Here is a 16116-nt window from a genome sequence, read left to right on the forward strand (position 1 = left end):
TCAAGGCAGTACCGGCAGACTCGTCGTGGACTTGATTTCGGACAAGGCCACGGTCGAGTTGACCTCCTGGATCCCCGGCACCATCGACAGCTTTTCGAAGAAGAACCGTTCGTAGGCTTCGATGTCCGGGGTGACAATACGCAGCAGAAAGTCCACTGCGCCCATCAGTACATAACACTCCAGCACTTCCGGAAAGCCGCGGATCGCCTCGGTGAACTCGGTGAAGTTGGAGCGCCCGTGGGCGTTGAGTTTGACCTCGGCGAAAATCTGCGTGTTCAAGCCGATCTTCTTGCGATCCAGCAGGGTCACTTGGGCGCGAATCACCCCCTCCTCTTTCAAGCGCTGGATGCGCCGCCAGCAAGGCGATTGCGACAAGCCCACGCGCTCGGCGATCTGCGCACTGGAGAGCGAGGCGTCGTCCTGCAACAAGGCCAGGATGCGCCGGTCATAGGCGTCCAACTCGCTATGCATGATTATTTCTCCACAATGGATAGCTACGAATTGAATTATTCAATAAGTGGCAATATTGCACGATCATAGAGAAGAAATACCCTGACCTGCATGTAAAAATTTCTCCACTTTCTTCGGAGAATCCCATGAGCGCTCTCGAACGGCTGGACAGCCCCCTCACACCCTTGCGCACCGATGTCTGGGCCGCCAGCAACGCGCACAGTGATGTCTGCTACCAACTGCAGGTAGAGGCCGAGCCCGACAGCCTGTGCCGGGTGCTCAACCTGTTTGCCCTGCAGTTCCTGGTGCCGCATCGGCTGAATGTCGAGCAACAGGATGACCTGCTCAGTGTCGAGATCGGCATCAGCGGCCTGAGCTGGCACCGCGCCGAGCTGATTGCACAAAAAATGCGCAACCTGATCTGCGTAACCGAGGTGCAGTTGAGCCAGCCCGGTAAAGCCTGGTAACCCTTGTTCTCGCGAAAGGCTCAGCTCAGCGGCTAACCTTGCTCAGGCCACCACTGTCGGCGGCGCGGCAAGGAAGCCCGCATGACCAACCCCAATGAAGATCGCTGGCTTGACCTCGACACCTTGCTTGCCGAGTTGCTCGCCGAACAACGCATCAGCGCGGTCGATCGCAGCAACTGCACACCGCTGCAGCACGACCAGCACCCGCTCGAATGGATCGCCAGCCAGCAGCTTGCCGACCTGCGCAATCCCGGCCAATGCCTGGACCTGGACGCCTTGTGCCAGTGGCAGGCAAAGCAGGCTGGCCAGCCTTACCTGCGTATCGATCCCCTGGAGACCGACCTTGCCCGGCTCACCGGCCTGATGTCCGCGGCCTTCGCCAGGCGTCACGGCATCCTCGCGGTGGCCGCCGATGCCAGCGGTGTCACCGTGGCCAGCGCGCAGCCCTATGTCCGCGCCTGGGAGGCGGACCTGGCCCAGGCGCTGCAACGGCCGATCAAGCGGGTGCTGGCCAGCCCCGTGCAGATCCGCCAGCTCAGCCAGACGTTCTTCCAGGTCGCCCAATCGGTCAGCGGCGCCAGTCAGCAACAGTCGGTACCGATCGCGGCGGGCAATCTTGAACAATTGCTTGAAGTCGGCAGCCGCGCCAACGAGGTTCAAGCCAACGATGCGCATATCGTCAGCATCGTTGACTGGCTGTTGCAGTACGCCTTCGAACAGCGCGCCAGCGATATCCACCTCGAACCGCGACGTGAACAGGGCCAGTTGCGTTTTCGCATCGACGGCGTGCTGCACCCGGTCTACCAGTTCCCGGCGCCGGTGACCCTGGCGGTGGTCAGCCGCCTGAAAAGCCTGGGGCGCATGAATGTCGCGGAAAAACGCCGCCCCCAGGACGGCCGGATCAAAACCCGCCTGCCCGATGGCGAGGAGGTCGAGCTACGGCTGTCGACCCTGCCCACCACGTTTGGCGAAAAGCTGGTGTTGAGAGTCTTCGACCCGCAGCTGCTGCACCAGGACTTTGCCCAACTGGGCCTCGGCGCAGCCGACCTCAAGCGCTGGCTGGCCATGCTCGGCCAGCGCCACGGCATCATCCTGGTCACCGGGCCCACCGGCTCGGGCAAGACCAGCACCCTTTACGCCAGCCTCAAGCACCTGGCCACCCCGCAGATCAACCTGTGTACCGTCGAAGACCCGATCGAAATGGTTGAACCCGCGTTCAACCAACTACAAGTACAACCGGCCATCAACCTGGACTTTGCCGCCGGTACCCGGGCGCTGCTGCGCCAGGACCCGGATGTCATCATGATCGGCGAGATACGCGACCTGGAAACCGCTGAAGTGGCGATCCAGGCCGCCCTGACCGGGCACCTGGTGCTCTCGACCCTGCACACCAACGATGCCTGCAGCGCTATCACCCGCTTGCTGGAACTGGGCATTGCGCCCTATCTGCTTAAAGCCAGCCTGATCGGGGTCATGGCCCAACGCCTGGTACGCACCCTGTGTGACCATTGCAAGGCCGCGCCAACAGCGCCGATGCACAGCCATCAAGCGGTGGGCTGTGGTGAATGCCGGCAGACCGGGTATCACGGTCGCAGTGCGATCTTCGAACTGCTGGGCATCAGTGATGCACTCAAAGCTCGAATCGAGCCCGACCTCGATCTGCTCGCCTTGCGCCGACTGGCGCTTGATGAGGGCATGCTCAGCCTCAAGCACAGCGGCGCCGAGAAGGTTGCCGCAGGGCAGACAACCGAGGCCGAAGTGCTTCGCGTCATCGCTTGAAGCAGGTGCCAAACCTTTATCTGGCCAGGGAACTAGATCCACATAAACCCAATCAAAGGCCCCAGTTCACCTCAGTTGGAGTCACCTTAATGCGTTTCAAGTTTGCAGTCGCAACCCTTGCCCTGCTCTCCCTGCCGGTTGGATCTGCCATGGCCGATACCTTCTGGCGCAACGTCATCTCTTCCGGCGCCACCACCGCGTCCTCTTACCTGACCTCCAAGGACCACAAGCTGGTCGTGGCTGCCCAGGATGATGCCGGCAGCTTTGTCGCCAGCGAAGGCGCGATTCGCGGCCCGTACCTGGAAGCGGCGATGCAGAAAGTCCGCGCCGACAACCCGGGCCTGAAAGTCAGTGACATGGAACTGGCCAATGCGATCCTGGCCAAGAACGCGGTAGCCAGCGAGTAAACTGTGGGAGCGGATGAATCCGCTCCCACCTCCTACCAAAGCCTCAGCGGTAATCATCCACCGGCACACAGGCACAGAACAGATTCCGGTCGCCATACACGTTGTCGACCCGGTTCACCGCCGGCCAGTACTTGTGCATCCGCGCATGGGCACTGGGCGCCACGCCCTGGGCAATGCTGTAGGGCCGCTCCCACACGCCCAGCACATCCTCAAGCGTATGCGGCGCATGCTTGAGCGGATTATCTTCTGCCGGCCAGTTACCTTCCTGAACTTCGCGGATCTCGGCACGAATGCTCAGCATTGCCTCGACAAAGCGATCCAGTTCGGCCTTGGATTCGCTCTCGGTCGGTTCGACCATCAAAGTGCCCGGCACCGGGAATGACATGGTCGGTGCATGGAAGCCGTAGTCCATCAAACGCTTGGCCACATCCTCTTCGGAAATGCCGGTCAGGGCTTTCAGCGGACGCAGGTCAAGAATGCACTCATGTGCCACCCGCTCGTTTCGGCCGCGATAAAGCACCGGGAAGGCACCGCCCAACTGCTCGGCCAGGTAGTTGGCCGACAGTATCGCCACCTCACTGGCATCGGCCAGTTGCGGGCCCATCATGGCGATGTACATCCAGCTGATCGGCAAGATGCTCGCGCTGCCCCAGGGCGCAGCGCTGACCGCCGTGTTTTGCGGGTCCGGGCCGGGCAGCGGGACCACCGGATGGCTGGCCACAAAAGGCGCCAGGTGCGCCCGCAGACCAATCGGGCCCATGCCCGGGCCACCGCCGCCATGGGGAATACAGAACGTCTTGTGCAGGTTCATGTGCGACACGTCGGCACCAATATCCGCTGGCCGCGCCAAGCCGACCTGGGCATTGAGGTTGGCACCGTCCATGTACACCTGGCCGCCGTGCTTGTGGATAACTTCGCAGATCTCGCTGATGCCCTCTTCGTACACGCCGTGTGTCGATGGATAGGTGGCCATCAGGCACGACAGCTTCTCGCCGGCTGCTTGCGCCTTGGCCTTGAGGTCGGCCAGGTCGACGTTGCCGGCCTGGTCGCACTCGACGATCACCACCTGCATGCCGGCCATCTGTGCAGAGGCCGGGTTGGTGCCGTGGGCCGAGGCCGGGATCAGGCAGATATCGCGCTGGGGCTGGTGACGGCTGCGGTGATACTTGGCGATTGCCATCAGCCCGGCGTACTCGCCCTGGGCGCCAGAGTTGGGCTGCATGCAGATGGCATCGAAGCCGGTGATCGCACACAACCAGCTTTCCAGTTCGTCGATCATCGCCTTGTAACCCTGCACCTGTGCAGCCGGCGCAAAGGGGTGCAGCAGGGCAAAACCGGGCCAGGTGATCGGAATCATCTCGCTGCTGGCATTAAGTTTCATGGTGCACGAACCCAGCGGGATCATCGACTGGTTCAGCGCCAGGTCCTTGTTCTCCAGCTGCTTGAGGTAACGCAGCATCTCGGTTTCGCTGTGGTGCAGGTTGAATACCGGGTGGCTGAGAAAGGCCGAGCGCCGCACCAGCGCCGGCGGAATGCCTTCAGGCTGCGCCAGGGCATCCAGTGCGGCGATATCCAGGCCATGGTCGGCACCGAGGAAGATATCGAACAGGCGCATGACTGTGCTTTCATCGCAGGTCTCGTCGAGGCTCACGCCCAGTTGCCCACGGCCGAGAATCCGCAGGTTGATCTGCGCCGCCTCGGCGCTTTCGATGATTGCCGTCTGGCTACCGCCGACGTCCAGGGTCAGGGTGTCGAAGAAGTGTTCGTTGAGCCGCTTGATGCCCTTGCTCTCCAGGCCCGCAGCGAGGACGAAGGTCAGCGCATGCACGCGCTGGGCAATGCGTTGCAAGCCTTCCGGGCCGTGGTACACCGCATAGAACGCGGCGATGTTGGCCAGCAGTACCTGGGCGGTACAGATGTTGGAGTTGGCCTTCTCGCGGCGAATGTGTTGCTCACGGGTCTGCAAGGCCATGCGCAGCGCAGTGTTGCCGCGGGCATCCTTGGACACGCCAATGATGCGCCCGGGCATGGCCCGCTTGAACTCGTCCCGACAGGCAAAATACGCCGCATGCGGGCCACCAAAGCCCATGGGCACGCCAAAACGCTGGGACGAGCCGAGCACCACGTCGGCGCCCTGCTCGCCCGGCGGCATCAGCATCACCAGGCTGAGCAGGTCGGCCGCTACGCAAGCCAGCGCCTGCTGGGCATGCAACTGCGTCACCAGCGGGCGCAGGTCGCGCACTTCGCCATGGGTGTCGGGGTACTGCAGCAGAGCCCCGAATACCTGGTACTTGGCGAGGTTATCCACAGCGTCGATGACCAGCTCAAAACCGAAGCCCTCGGCACGGGTCTGCAGCACCGAGAGGGTTTGCGGGTGGCAGTGTTCATCAGCGAAGAACACATTGCTTCTCGACTTGGCCACGCGCTTGGCCAGGGCCATGGCTTCCGCCGCAGCGGTGGCTTCGTCGAGTAACGAGGCGTTGGCCAGGTCAAGGCCGGTGAGGTCGATGATCATCTGCTGGAAATTGAGCAAGGCTTCCAGGCGGCCCTGGGCAATTTCCGGTTGATACGGGGTATAGGCGGTGTACCAGCCCGGGTTTTCCAGGACGTTACGCAAAATGACAGTGGGGGTGACGGTACCGTGGTAGCCCATGCCGATCAGGCTGGTCCACACCTGGTTCTGCTCGGCATACCCCTTGAGCCTGGCCAGGGCGGCCTGCTCATCGAGGGCATCAGGAAGCTCCAGCGGCCGGTTCAGACGGATGCCCGGCGGCACGGTCTGTTCGATCAGCTCGCGGCGGCTGCCAACCCCGAGGGTGGCGAGCATGGCCTGCTGCTCCGAGGCATCGGGCCCCAGGTGGCGACGCAGGAAAGGATTGCGGTCTTGCAGTTGGCTCAGGGACGGCGACTGGGACATAGCGGCTCTCTCTTCCTCGACCAAGCCTCGGGCGCTGGAGGCATATTGAGTCTAGGAAGAGATTGCCGCTTGCGTGAAACTATTCGCCGATGGCGGCTTTGTAACCGGCGGCGTCGAGCAGTTTGTCCAGCTCGGCCTTGTCGCTTGGCTTGAGCTTGAAGATCCAGCTGTCATAGGGCGCGGAGTTGAGCGACTCGGGGCTGTCGGCCAGCGCCTCGTTGACTGCGATCACTTCACCGCTGACCGGTGCGTAGATGTCCGAAGCGGCCTTGACCGACTCGACCACGCCCGCCGCATCGCCGGCAGCGAAGACCTTGCCAATTTCCGCCAGCTCGACGAACACCACGTCACCCAGGGCTTCCTGGGCATGGTCGCTGATCCCGACAGTCACGGTGCCATCGGCTTCCAGCCGGGCCCACTCGTGGCTTTCGGCAAAACGCAGGTCGGCGGGGATATTGCTCATCATTGTTGTCCTCGATTGGGTCAGCGGTTGGCCCGCCAGAATAGGTTCAGATCAGGATCTTGCCATGGCGCACGAAGGTCGGCTTGACCACCCGCACCGGGTACCACTTGCCACGAATTTCTACCTCGGCACGATCGGCAGTCGCCATCGGCACCCGCGCCAGGGCAATGGATTTGCTCAGCGTAGGAGAGAAACTACCACTGGTGATCTCCCCTTCGCCAATCCCGGCGACGCGGACCACCTGGTGCGCGCGTAAAACCCCGCGTTCTTCGAGCACCAGGCCGACCAGTTTCTGCTCGACGCCATGCTCGATTTCTTTTAGCAAACCTTTGCGACCAATGAAATCACGCTCAGCCGGCTCCCAGGCGATGCTCCAGCCCAGGTTCGAGGTCAGCGGCGTGTGGGCTTCGTCGATGTCCTGGCCATACAGGTTCATCCCCGCTTCCAGGCGCAGGGTGTCGCGCGCGCCGAGACCGCTCGGGGCGATGCCGGCGCCGACCAGGTCGTTGAAGAACGCCGGGGCCTGTAGCGCCGGGAAGATGATTTCCAGGCCATCCTCACCGGTGTAACCGGTGCGGGCGATGAACCAGTCACCGTCGGCCAGGCCTTCGAAGGGCTTGAGTTCACGGATCAGCGCGGCGCGAGCGGCGGTCACCAGTTCAGCGACCTTTTCCCGTGCTTGCGGGCCCTGGATGGCCAGGATGGCCAGCTCCGGGCGCTCGCTCAGCTCGACCTCGAAACCGATCATCCGTGCCTGCAGCCAGGCCAGGTCCTTGTCGCGGGTCGAGGCGTTGACCACCAGGCGGTAACCGTCGTCGCAGCGGTAGACGATCATGTCATCGATAACCCCGCCCTGCTCGTTGAGCATGGTGCTGTACAGGGCCTTGCCGGTGGCATTCAGACGATCGACATCGTTGGCCAACACATGCTGCAGCCAGACGCCGGCCTGGGCACCGCGAACATCGATCACGGTCATATGGGATACATCGAATACGCCGCAGGCCTGGCGCACCTGATGGTGCTCCTCGACTTGCGAACCATAATGCAGGGGCATATCCCAACCGCCAAAATCGACCATCTTGGCGCCAAGGGCCAAGTGCAGGTCATAAAGAGGCGTACGCTGTCCCATGGGTTTCTCCTTCCGGGCGTGGCGAGGCTACGGCGGCTGGCAGCGTTGCAGCTACCCGGTCTGTAGGACCGGCCGCAGCGAATGCCGCGCATTGTAGCCGCAAGCTCGCAGGCTTACACCCTCAGCGCGTTTGACCCGGGTGCTGCGCCGAGCGTCGAATCAGGCCGATGACCGGCAACAGGCCGACCAGCACTAGGGTCAGCGCCGGCAGCGAAGCCCGCGACCACTCGCCCTCACTGGTCATCTCGAACACCCGTACCGCCAGCGTGTCCCAGCCAAACGGGCGCATCAGCAGAGTGGCCGGCATTTCCTTGAGCACGTCGACGAACACCAGCAGCGCCGCGCTCAATGCACCGGGTACCAGCAAGGGCAGATACACCTTGAAAAACAATCTTGGGCCACTCACGCCGAGACTACGGGACGCTTCCGGCAAAGATGGACGAATCCGCCCCAGGCTGTTTTCCAGTGGGCCGTAGGCCACAGCGATAAAACGCACCAGATAGGCCAGCAGCAAAGCCGACAGGCTACCGAGCAGCAGCGGCTTGCCCGCGCCACCCAGCCAGCTGGACAACGGCACCACCACCTGATTATCGAGGTAACTGAAAGCCAGCATGATCGACACCGCCAACACCGAGCCAGGCAAGGCATAGCCCAGGTTGGCCAGGCCAACGCCTGCACGAATTCCCGAGGTCGGCGCCTGTCGCCGGGCAAACGCCAGCACCAGGGCAACACAGACGGTAATCAGCGCCGCCATGCCGCCCAGATAGAGGGTATGCAGGATCAGGCCAGCATAGCGCTCGTCGAGATCGAAACGCCCGCGCTGCCAGAACCACACCAACAACTGCAGCATCGGCACCACGAAGGCACAGGCGAATACCAGCAGGCACCAGCTGCTGGCGGCCAGCGCCTTGATGCCATGCAAGTGATACAGCGCTTTGCCCCGCGGCCGTTCGTTGCTACTGCGCACGGCGCCACGGGCACGACGCTCGCCGTACAGCACCAGCATCACCGCCAACAACAGCAGGCTGGCCAGCTGGGCAGCACTGGAGAGGCTGAAGAAGCCGTACCAGGTCTTGTAGATGGCGGTGGTGAAGGTGTCGAAGTTGAACACCGACACTGCGCCAAAATCCGCCAGGGTCTCCATCAACGCCAACGCCACCCCGGCGCCGATGGCCGGCCGTGCCATGGGCATGGCGACCCGCCAGAATGCCTGCAAGGGTGAAAGCCCCAGCACCCTTGCCGCTTCCATCAGGCCTTTGCCCTGAGCCAGGAAGGCGTTACGCGCCAGCAGATAGACATACGGGTAAAACACCAGCACCAGCACGGTGATCACCCCGCCGGTGGAGCGCACCCGTGGCAAGCGCATGGGCCCGAACCACTCGCGCAGCAGGGTTTGCACCGGACCGGCGAAATCCAGCAGGCCAACGAACACGAACGCCAGCACATAGGCCGGAATCGCGAAGGGCAGCATCAGGGCCCAGTCGAGCCAGCGCCGCCCGGGGAACTCGCACAGGCTGGTAAGCCAGGCCAGGCTCACCCCCAGCACCGACACGCCAACGCCCACACCGAGGATCAACGTCAGGGTGTTACCCAGCAGCCGGCTCATCTGGGTGTCGAGCAGATGCGACCAGATCTGCATGTCGACCGCCTGCCAGGACAACAGCAGCACGCTCAGCGGCAGCAGCACCAGGGCGGCGATGGCGAAGACCAGTGGGTACCAACGGCGTTGGGCGGGGTGGGCCAAAAGTGAAATCTCTATGGGAATGATTGCGACCGCGTTGCGGTCGATCGCTGGCAAGCCAGCTCCCACAGTGAAAAGAGAGCACCGCTATCCCTGTGGGAGCTGGCTTGCCAGCGATTGGGGCCCGATAGGGCCCCAAAAGGATATAGCCTTGTGCTTAGTTCCAGCCAGCCCGATCCATCAGGCGGATGGCTTCGGCCTGGCGTTTGCCGGCCACTTCCACAGGGATGGTGTCAGCTTTGAACGTGCCCCAGGCGGCCACTTCTTCGGAAGGTGCCACTGCCGGGTTGGCCGGGAACTCCTGGTTCACGCCGGCAAAGATCTTCTGTGCGTGTTCACCGGTCATCCATTCGACCAGCTTCTTCGCCGCCTCAGGATGCGGCGCGTATTTGGTCAGGCCGATACCCGAAAGGTTGACGTGCACGCCACGGTCGGCCTGGTTAGGCCAGAACAGCTTGACTGCCAGCTTGGGGTTTTCCTTGTGCAGGCGGCCGTAGTAGTAGGTGTTGACGATACCGACGTCGCACTGGCCGGCGTTGATTGCCTGCAGCAAGGCGGTGTCATCGGAGAATACATCAGTGGACAGGTTGTTGACCCAGCCCTTGATGATCTCTTCGGTCTTCTGCTCGCCGTGGGTTTCGATCAGGGTGGCGGTCAGCGACTGGTTATAGACTTTCTTCGCCGTGCGCAGGCACAGGCGCCCTTCCCAGTTCTTGTCGGCCAACGCCTCGTAGGTGCTCAGCTCTTCGGGCTTGACCCGGTCGGTGGAGTAGGCGATGGTCCGCGCGCGCAGGCTCAGGCCGGTCCAGTCATGGGACGAGGCGCGGTATTGGGCCGGGATGTTCTTGTCGATGATGTCTGACTTGATCGGCTGCAGAATGCCCATCTGCTCGGCTTGCCAGAGATTGCCGGCATCGACGGTGAGCAGCAGGTCGGCGGTGGCGTTCTTGCCCTCGGCCTTGATGCGCTGCATCAGCGGCGCTTCCTTGTCGGTGATGAACTTGATCTTCACCCCGGTCTCTTTGGTGTAGGCGTCGAACACCGGCTTGATCAACTCGTCGATGCGCGAGGAATACACCACCACCTCGTCCGCCGCCTGGGCGGCTGTGCCGAACAGGGTCAGAGCCAGAGCGGCCAGTACGTGCTTGCGTGGCAACATGGTGCGGTCCTCGGAGTTCAAGAGAGGCGCAAATGGTAGTTAATCCCATTTGCCTTCTCAACTGAACTCACAAGGGAGGAGTTACCAGATGTTGCGAAACCTCAGGCCCGCGCCAGTTCCGGCAGATCACCGCTCAAGCCCAGGGCTTGGCGCACGAACAAGGCTTTGGCTTCAGGCAGTTGCTCGACCCATTTCAGGCCGCTGTTGCGTAGCCAGCGCAGCGGCAGCGGATCAGCCTGGAACAGGCGCTCGAACCCTTCCATCGCCGCCATCAGCGCCAGGTTGTGCGGCATGCGCCGACGCTCGAAGCGGCTTAGCACACGAACATCGGCCAGGCGCTCGCCCCGCTCGTAGGCGTGCTGCAGCTCCTCGGCCAGTACCGCAGCATCGAGAAAGCCAAGGTTGACGCCTTGCCCGGCCAACGGGTGAATGGTGTGTGCAGCATCGCCGATCAACGCCAGGCCTTCGGCCACGTAGCGTTTGGCGTGACGCTGGCGCAGCGGCACACAAACCCGTGGGTCGGCCTGCAGCACGCCGCCCAGGCGCCCTTCGAAGGCGCGCTCAAGCTCGGCGCAGAACGCTTCGTCGCTCAAGGCCATCAGGTGTTCGGCCTGCTCCGGCGTGGTCGACCAGACGATCGAGCACCAATCCTGTTGACCATCGCGCAGCAATGGCAGGAACGCCAGCGGCCCCTCGTCGGTAAAGCGCTGCCAGGCAGTCGCTTGATGGGGCTGGGCGCAACGCACGCTGGTGACGATGGCGTGGTGCAGGTAATCCCACTCGCGCGTCTCACAGCCGGTCAGGCGGCGCACCGCCGAGTTGGCACCGTCAGCGGCGATCACCAACGGCGCACGCAAGGTGCGACCGTCGGCCAGGGTCAGCAGCCAGTCGTCGCCGGAGCGGCGCATCTGCTCCAGGCGGGCATTGGCCAGCAGGCCGATTTCGCTGTCGTGCAGGCGCTCCAGCAGGCCATCCTGCACCACCCGGTTCTCGACAATATGACCGAGCACCTCGGCATGCACGCTGGCGGCCGAGAAATGGATCTGGCCAGTGCCGCTGCCGTCCCACACACGCATGTCCGAGTAGGGGCTCAAGCGCCGTTCGCCGATCCCCTGCCAGGCGCCCAGGCGCTCGAGGATGCGCTGGCTGGCCGCCGACAAGGCGCTGACCCGCGGCTCGAATGCCGACTGCTGGTCAAAGGGCTTGATCGACAACGGGCTGCCATCGAGCAAGAGGATTTCCAGGCCGCTGTGCTGCAACGCCAGGGCCAGAGCGCTGCCGACCATACCGGCACCGACAATCAACAGATCTGCGCGCATTTCCATGCCTTAAGCCTGTCTCGCTTGCGGCTTGAGCCGCACGTAAAGGGTTTTGTCGACCCGCGCCACCAGCTCACCGGCAGCGTCGCGGATATCGACCTGAAGTCGTGGCAGGTACTTTTTGCCGCCGGCGGTGTGCTGGCGGATGTCATCAAGCAGGGCATCGTCGATGCGCAGTTCGGCGAACACCGGGCCCTTGCCCGGGGACACGAAATCGATGCTGGCGGCCTTGTCCCAGACGATGTACTCACGTCCGAGCAGTTCCATCAGCATGAGCATGTAGAACGGGTCGACCATCGAATACAGGCTGCCGCCGAACTGGGTGCCGACGTAGTTGCGGTTGAACCAGCGCAGGCCCATGCGCACGCGAATGTGGCGCAGGTCGGGGCTGACGCTGAGCACGCGGATGCCCGCGCCCAGGTACGGCGGGTAGAGGTTCAGCAGCCAGCGCAGCCTGCGCGCTCGCCGGGCCAGTTTGCGCGGGTCGCTCATGTTCAGTTCCGCGGGTCCGGACGGGTGCCCAGGCCCATGGCCTGGCGGGCGAACCAGCGTTTGGCCGGGGGCAGCAAGTCGAGGCCAAGCAGGCCCAGGTTGCGGCCGGTCGCCACCAGCGGTTGGGCACTGCCGAACAGGCGGGTTACGCGATCGGAGAAGCCCACGGTCAGGTCCTGATCCAGGCGCTGGCGCTCGCGGTAGGCCTGCAGGGTGGCAAAGTCACCTGGCAAGCTGGGATTGGCCAGCAAGCCTTCGGCCAGCGACTGCACATCGCGCAGTGACAGGTTGAAACCCTGCCCGGCAATCGGGTGCAGGCTGTGAGCGGCGTTACCGAGTACCACCAGGTGCGGGCGCACCTGCTCCTGGGCCTCGATCAGCGACAACGGATAGAGGTGCCGGGCACCGACTTGGCGCAAGGTGCCCAGGCGGTAGCCAAACACGTCCTGCAGTTCGCTGAGAAAGCTACGCTCGTCCAGCTCGGCCAGGCGCTTGGCGTCCATCCCGGCGCGGGTCCAGACCAGCGCGCAGCGGTTTTCCGGCAGCGGCAGCAAGGCCATCGGCCCTTCGTCGGTGAAGCGCTCGAAGGCCTGGCCGCAATGGGCTTCGCTCGGGGTGATGTTGGCGATCAGTGCGCTCTGGTTGTACGGCCGCTGGCTGACATGAATGCCCAGTTGCTCGCGCAGGCCGGAACGGCCACCATCGGCCAGTACCGCGAGGTCGCATTCGAGCGTGGTGTCGTCGTTGAGCGCCAGTCGATAGCCATCCTCCAGCGCCTGCATGGCGGTGACTTCCGCCGGGCAGCGCCAGCTCACCACTTCGGCGTCCAGGCCCTGCCACAGGCACTGACCGAGCCAGGCGTTCTCGACCACATAGCCGAGCGCTGGCACGCCTTCTTCCAACGCATCCAGGCGCGTTGCGCCAAAACGGCCACGGTCGGAGACCTGGATCTGGCGGATCGGCTCGGCGCGACGGCTGATCGGTTGCCACAACCCTAAACGTTCATAGATTTGTCGGGTACCGAAGGACAACGCCGAAGAACGTGCGTCATAGCTCGGCTGAAAACTATCACCGGGAGCAAAGGGTTCGATCAGCAGGATCTTCCAGCCACGCGCCTTGGCCCCGGCCTGCAGGGCCAGGGCCAGGCTGGCGCCGACCAGGCCGCCGCCAATGATTGCCAGATTGACCCGGCTCATGCCGCTGCACTGCGCGCGGCAGCCATCAAGGCTTCGATTTCGGCGACCGTCTTGGGTACGCCTGAGGTCAGGATTTCACAGCCCTGCTTGGTTACCACTACGTCATCCTCGATTCGCACACCGATGCCGCGCCATTTTTTCGCGACACTCTGGTTATCGGCACCGATATAGATGCCCGGTTCCACGGTCAAGGCCATGCCCGGCTCGAGCACCCGCCACTGGCCGCCGACCTTGTACTCGCCGACATCGTGCACATCCATACCCAGCCAGTGCCCGGCACGGTGCATGTAGAAGGCCCGGTAGGCTTCGCTTTCAATCAGTTCCTGCACCTGCCCCTTGAGCAGGCCCAACTCCACCAGGCCTTCGGTGATCACTTGTACCGTGGCTTCGTGGGCGTGGTTCCAGTGCTTGCCCGGGGCGATGACCGTAAAGGCCGCTTCCTGGGCTTTCAACACCAGCTCGTAGATCGCCTTCTGCTCCGGCGAAAAACGCCCGCTGACCGGGAAGGTACGGGTGATGTCACTGGCGTAGCAGTCGATCTCGCAACCGGCGTCGATCAACACCAGGTCACCGTCCTTGAGCGGCGCGTCGTTCTCCTGGTAATGCAGAATGCAGCTGTTGCGCCCGGCGGCGACGATCGAGCCGTAGGCGGGCATCTTCGCTCCGCCCTTGCGGAACTCGTAGTCCAGCTCGGCTTCCAGGCTGTACTCGCGCAAACCGGCGCGGCAAGCCTGCATCGCCCGGACATGGGCACGCGCGGAAATCGCCGCAGCCTCGCGCATCACCTTCACTTCCGCCGCCGATTTATACAGGCGCATGTCGTGCAGCAGATGATCCAGGGCAACGAATTCGTTCGGCGGCTGGGCGCCGAGGCGCGCCTTGGAACGGATCACGTTGATCCACTCCATCAGGTGACGGTCGAACTCGGGGTTGCTGCCCATGGCCGAATACACCCGGTCACGGCCTTCGATCAGGCCGGGGAGGATGTCGTCGATATCGGTGATAGGGAAGGCATCATCAGCGCCGAAGTCGCGGATCGCCCCTTCCTGGCCGGCGCGCAGGCCATCCCAGAGCTCGCGCTCGGGATTGCGCTCGCGGCAGAACAACACGTATTCACCGTGCTCGCGCCCGGGGATCAGGGCGATCACCGCCTCGGGCTCGGGGAAACCGCTCAGGTACTGGAAGTCGCTGTCCTGGCGGTACACATGCTCGACGTCGCGGTTGCGGATGGCAACCGCGGCGGCGGGCAGGATGGCGATGCTGTTGGGTTCCATCTGCGCCATCAGCGCCTTGCGTCGACGGGCGTATTCCGACTTGGGGATGTGGCTCATGGGCAGTGGCAGTCCTGGTTGATCAGTGCAGCGAAGGTTTGGCCGCAGGCTCGACCGGCTGTTTTGCCAGTTCTGTGTAAAGCAGCAGCGGGGCGACGCGCAGGTATTCCATGACTTCCATATAGTCGTTTTCGCCGTCTTCGGATTCTTCCAGGGCGTCCTGAACCTGGGAGATCGCATCCAGGTCCTGCAGGACTTCCTTGGCTTCACCGCTCAGGGTCAGGCCAGCCGAGTTCAAGCCGAAGCCATACAGGAAGCCCTTGCACCACTCGCCCAGAGCAGCAGCCCGCTCGGCCAATGGCGCTTCATCACCGGGCAGCAGCAACACGACAGTGATATCGTCACCGGCGAGTTCGCCCTTGACCATCTCCTGCAGGCCGATCAAAGCGTTACGAACGTTGTCTGCCGGATCGTTTTCCAGCAGGTGCGCAGCATCGGCCAACCATGCCTCGGCATCGAAGCCGGCACCGGCGCAACTGCGCCCGAGCAACAGCCCGTGCAGTTCGGCAGGGGAAACAGGATGCCCGTTGCTGCTGAGCAAGGTGGCGAAAGCGGTGTACGGCGAATTGGTATTGGGCATGGGCAACTAGGCGCCAGACGGCGCAATGACTAGAATGAAGACCTTGTATCCTAGCACCGGCAGGCGCGCCAAGACCATCGACGCGGCCAACTCCGAGCCGGCCAGGGCATAAACCGGGCAACCACCCGCACGACCGAATCGAGTGGCAACCAATGCAAGAGAACGATCTGCAAGCGCTGATGGGCCGATTCGAACTGCTGATTGAGCGGGTCGAGCAACTAAAACGGCAAAACGCACTCTTATTAGCTCAGGAAAAATCCTGGCGCGAAGAGCGCGCCCACCTCATCGAAAAAAATGAAATCGCCCGGCGTAAGGTCGAATCGATGATTTTGCGACTCAAGGCCCTGGAGCAAGACTCATGAGCTCAAGCAATAGCGTCACCGTTCAGATCCTCGACAAAGAGTATTCGATCATCTGTCCGCCGGAAGAACGCAGCAACCTGGTCAGCGCCGCGCGCTACCTGGACGGCAAGATGCGCGAGATCCGCAGCAGCGGCAAAGTCATCGGCGCCGACCGGATTGCCGTGATGGCCGCGCTGAACATCACCCACGACCTGCTGCACAACCAGGAACGTCCGGATGTGCCGGCGGGCGGCGCCACCCGTGAACAGGTGCGCGACCTGCTCGAGCGGGTCGATCAGGCATTGGCCGACGATCAAGATTCAAAAAAGGGTTGAGTGTCGGTAT

At 63.1% G+C, this 16116-nt stretch carries 16 protein-coding genes; 5 read left to right on the top strand and 11 right to left on the bottom strand.

The genetic code is table 11. The features are described 5' to 3' along the window. Entirely contained in the window at positions 1–471 is a 471-nt protein-coding gene (locus PspR32_RS24980; RefSeq protein ID WP_010221186.1) for an Lrp/AsnC family transcriptional regulator, read from the bottom strand. A gap of 125 nt (positions 472–596) precedes the next feature. Between PspR32_RS24980 and PspR32_RS24985 the strand changes: the two genes are divergently transcribed. The 3 genes from PspR32_RS24985 (at position 597) to PspR32_RS24995 (ending at position 3103) form a co-directional block, all read left to right on the top strand. Then, positions 597–917 carry a hypothetical protein gene (locus PspR32_RS24985; RefSeq protein WP_051636746.1) on the top strand — a complete coding sequence of 107 codons (321 nt, stop codon included), beginning with the start codon at positions 597–599 and terminating at the stop codon, positions 915–917. Between the two features lie 81 nt (positions 918–998). After that, the gene (locus PspR32_RS24990) at positions 999–2696 is read left to right on the top strand and encodes a GspE/PulE family protein (protein ID WP_100781837.1); all 1698 of its coding nucleotides are present in this window, start codon (positions 999–1001) and stop codon (positions 2694–2696) included. Positions 2697–2785: 89 nt separating this feature from the next. Beyond that, entirely contained in the window at positions 2786–3103 is a 318-nt protein-coding gene (locus PspR32_RS24995; protein ID WP_036994901.1) for a DUF2388 domain-containing protein, read from the top strand. Positions 3104–3146: 43 nt separating this feature from the next. Here PspR32_RS24995 and gcvP read toward each other — a convergent pair whose 3' ends face one another. From gcvP to PspR32_RS25045, 10 genes are all read right to left on the bottom strand, one after another. Then, positions 3147–6020 (bottom strand): aminomethyl-transferring glycine dehydrogenase, encoded by a 2874-nt coding sequence (gene gcvP, locus PspR32_RS25000; protein WP_010221182.1) that lies wholly within the window; start codon positions 6018–6020, stop codon positions 3147–3149. 79 nt (positions 6021–6099) lie between these two features. Next, positions 6100–6483, bottom strand: coding sequence for a glycine cleavage system protein GcvH (gcvH, locus tag PspR32_RS25005; protein ID WP_010221181.1), 384 nt, complete (start codon positions 6481–6483; stop codon positions 6100–6102). Between the two features lie 46 nt (positions 6484–6529). Then, complete coding sequence (gene gcvT, locus PspR32_RS25010) at positions 6530–7612, bottom strand: glycine cleavage system aminomethyltransferase GcvT (RefSeq protein ID WP_010221180.1); 1083 nt, start codon at positions 7610–7612, stop codon at positions 6530–6532. A 121-nt stretch (positions 7613–7733) separates the two neighbouring features. Next, entirely contained in the window at positions 7734–9356 is a 1623-nt protein-coding gene (locus PspR32_RS25015; protein ID WP_010221179.1) for an ABC transporter permease, read from the bottom strand. Positions 9357–9510: 154 nt separating this feature from the next. Next, complete coding sequence (locus tag PspR32_RS25020) at positions 9511–10512, bottom strand: extracellular solute-binding protein (RefSeq protein WP_010221178.1); 1002 nt, start codon at positions 10510–10512, stop codon at positions 9511–9513. 101 nt (positions 10513–10613) lie between these two features. Continuing rightward, the gene (locus tag PspR32_RS25025) at positions 10614–11831 is read right to left on the bottom strand and encodes a 2-octaprenyl-3-methyl-6-methoxy-1,4-benzoquinol hydroxylase (protein WP_162471124.1); all 1218 of its coding nucleotides are present in this window, start codon (positions 11829–11831) and stop codon (positions 10614–10616) included. Between the two features lie 9 nt (positions 11832–11840). After that, positions 11841–12323, bottom strand: coding sequence for a DUF4442 domain-containing protein (locus PspR32_RS25030; RefSeq protein ID WP_010221176.1), 483 nt, complete (start codon positions 12321–12323; stop codon positions 11841–11843). Positions 12324–12325: 2 nt separating this feature from the next. Further along, positions 12326–13519 carry a 2-octaprenyl-6-methoxyphenyl hydroxylase gene (gene ubiH / locus PspR32_RS25035; RefSeq protein ID WP_159389314.1) on the bottom strand — a complete coding sequence of 398 codons (1194 nt, stop codon included), beginning with the start codon at positions 13517–13519 and terminating at the stop codon, positions 12326–12328. Beyond that, positions 13516–14850, bottom strand: coding sequence for a Xaa-Pro aminopeptidase (gene pepP / locus PspR32_RS25040; RefSeq protein WP_036994897.1), 1335 nt, complete (start codon positions 14848–14850; stop codon positions 13516–13518). The genes ubiH and pepP overlap by 4 nt, the downstream gene beginning before the upstream one ends. A 22-nt stretch (positions 14851–14872) precedes the next feature. Further along, a complete protein-coding gene (locus tag PspR32_RS25045; RefSeq protein WP_010221173.1) occupies positions 14873–15430 on the bottom strand; it encodes a YecA/YgfB family protein in 558 nt (185 codons plus the stop codon). Between the two features lie 152 nt (positions 15431–15582). Between PspR32_RS25045 and PspR32_RS25050 the strand changes: the two genes are divergently transcribed. Together PspR32_RS25050 and PspR32_RS25055 are read left to right on the top strand one after the other, a co-directional pair. Then, positions 15583–15792 (top strand): TIGR02449 family protein, encoded by a 210-nt coding sequence (locus PspR32_RS25050; protein WP_010221172.1) that lies wholly within the window; start codon positions 15583–15585, stop codon positions 15790–15792. Continuing rightward, positions 15789–16106, top strand: coding sequence for a cell division protein ZapA (locus PspR32_RS25055; protein ID WP_010221171.1), 318 nt, complete (start codon positions 15789–15791; stop codon positions 16104–16106). Before PspR32_RS25050 ends, PspR32_RS25055 begins: the two co-directional genes overlap by 4 nt. The last annotated feature ends 10 nt before the right edge of the window (positions 16107–16116 follow it).

It is taken from the genome of Pseudomonas sp. R32, assembly GCF_009866705.1.
In the GTDB taxonomy this organism is placed as follows: domain Bacteria; phylum Pseudomonadota; class Gammaproteobacteria; order Pseudomonadales; family Pseudomonadaceae; genus Aquipseudomonas; species Aquipseudomonas donghuensis.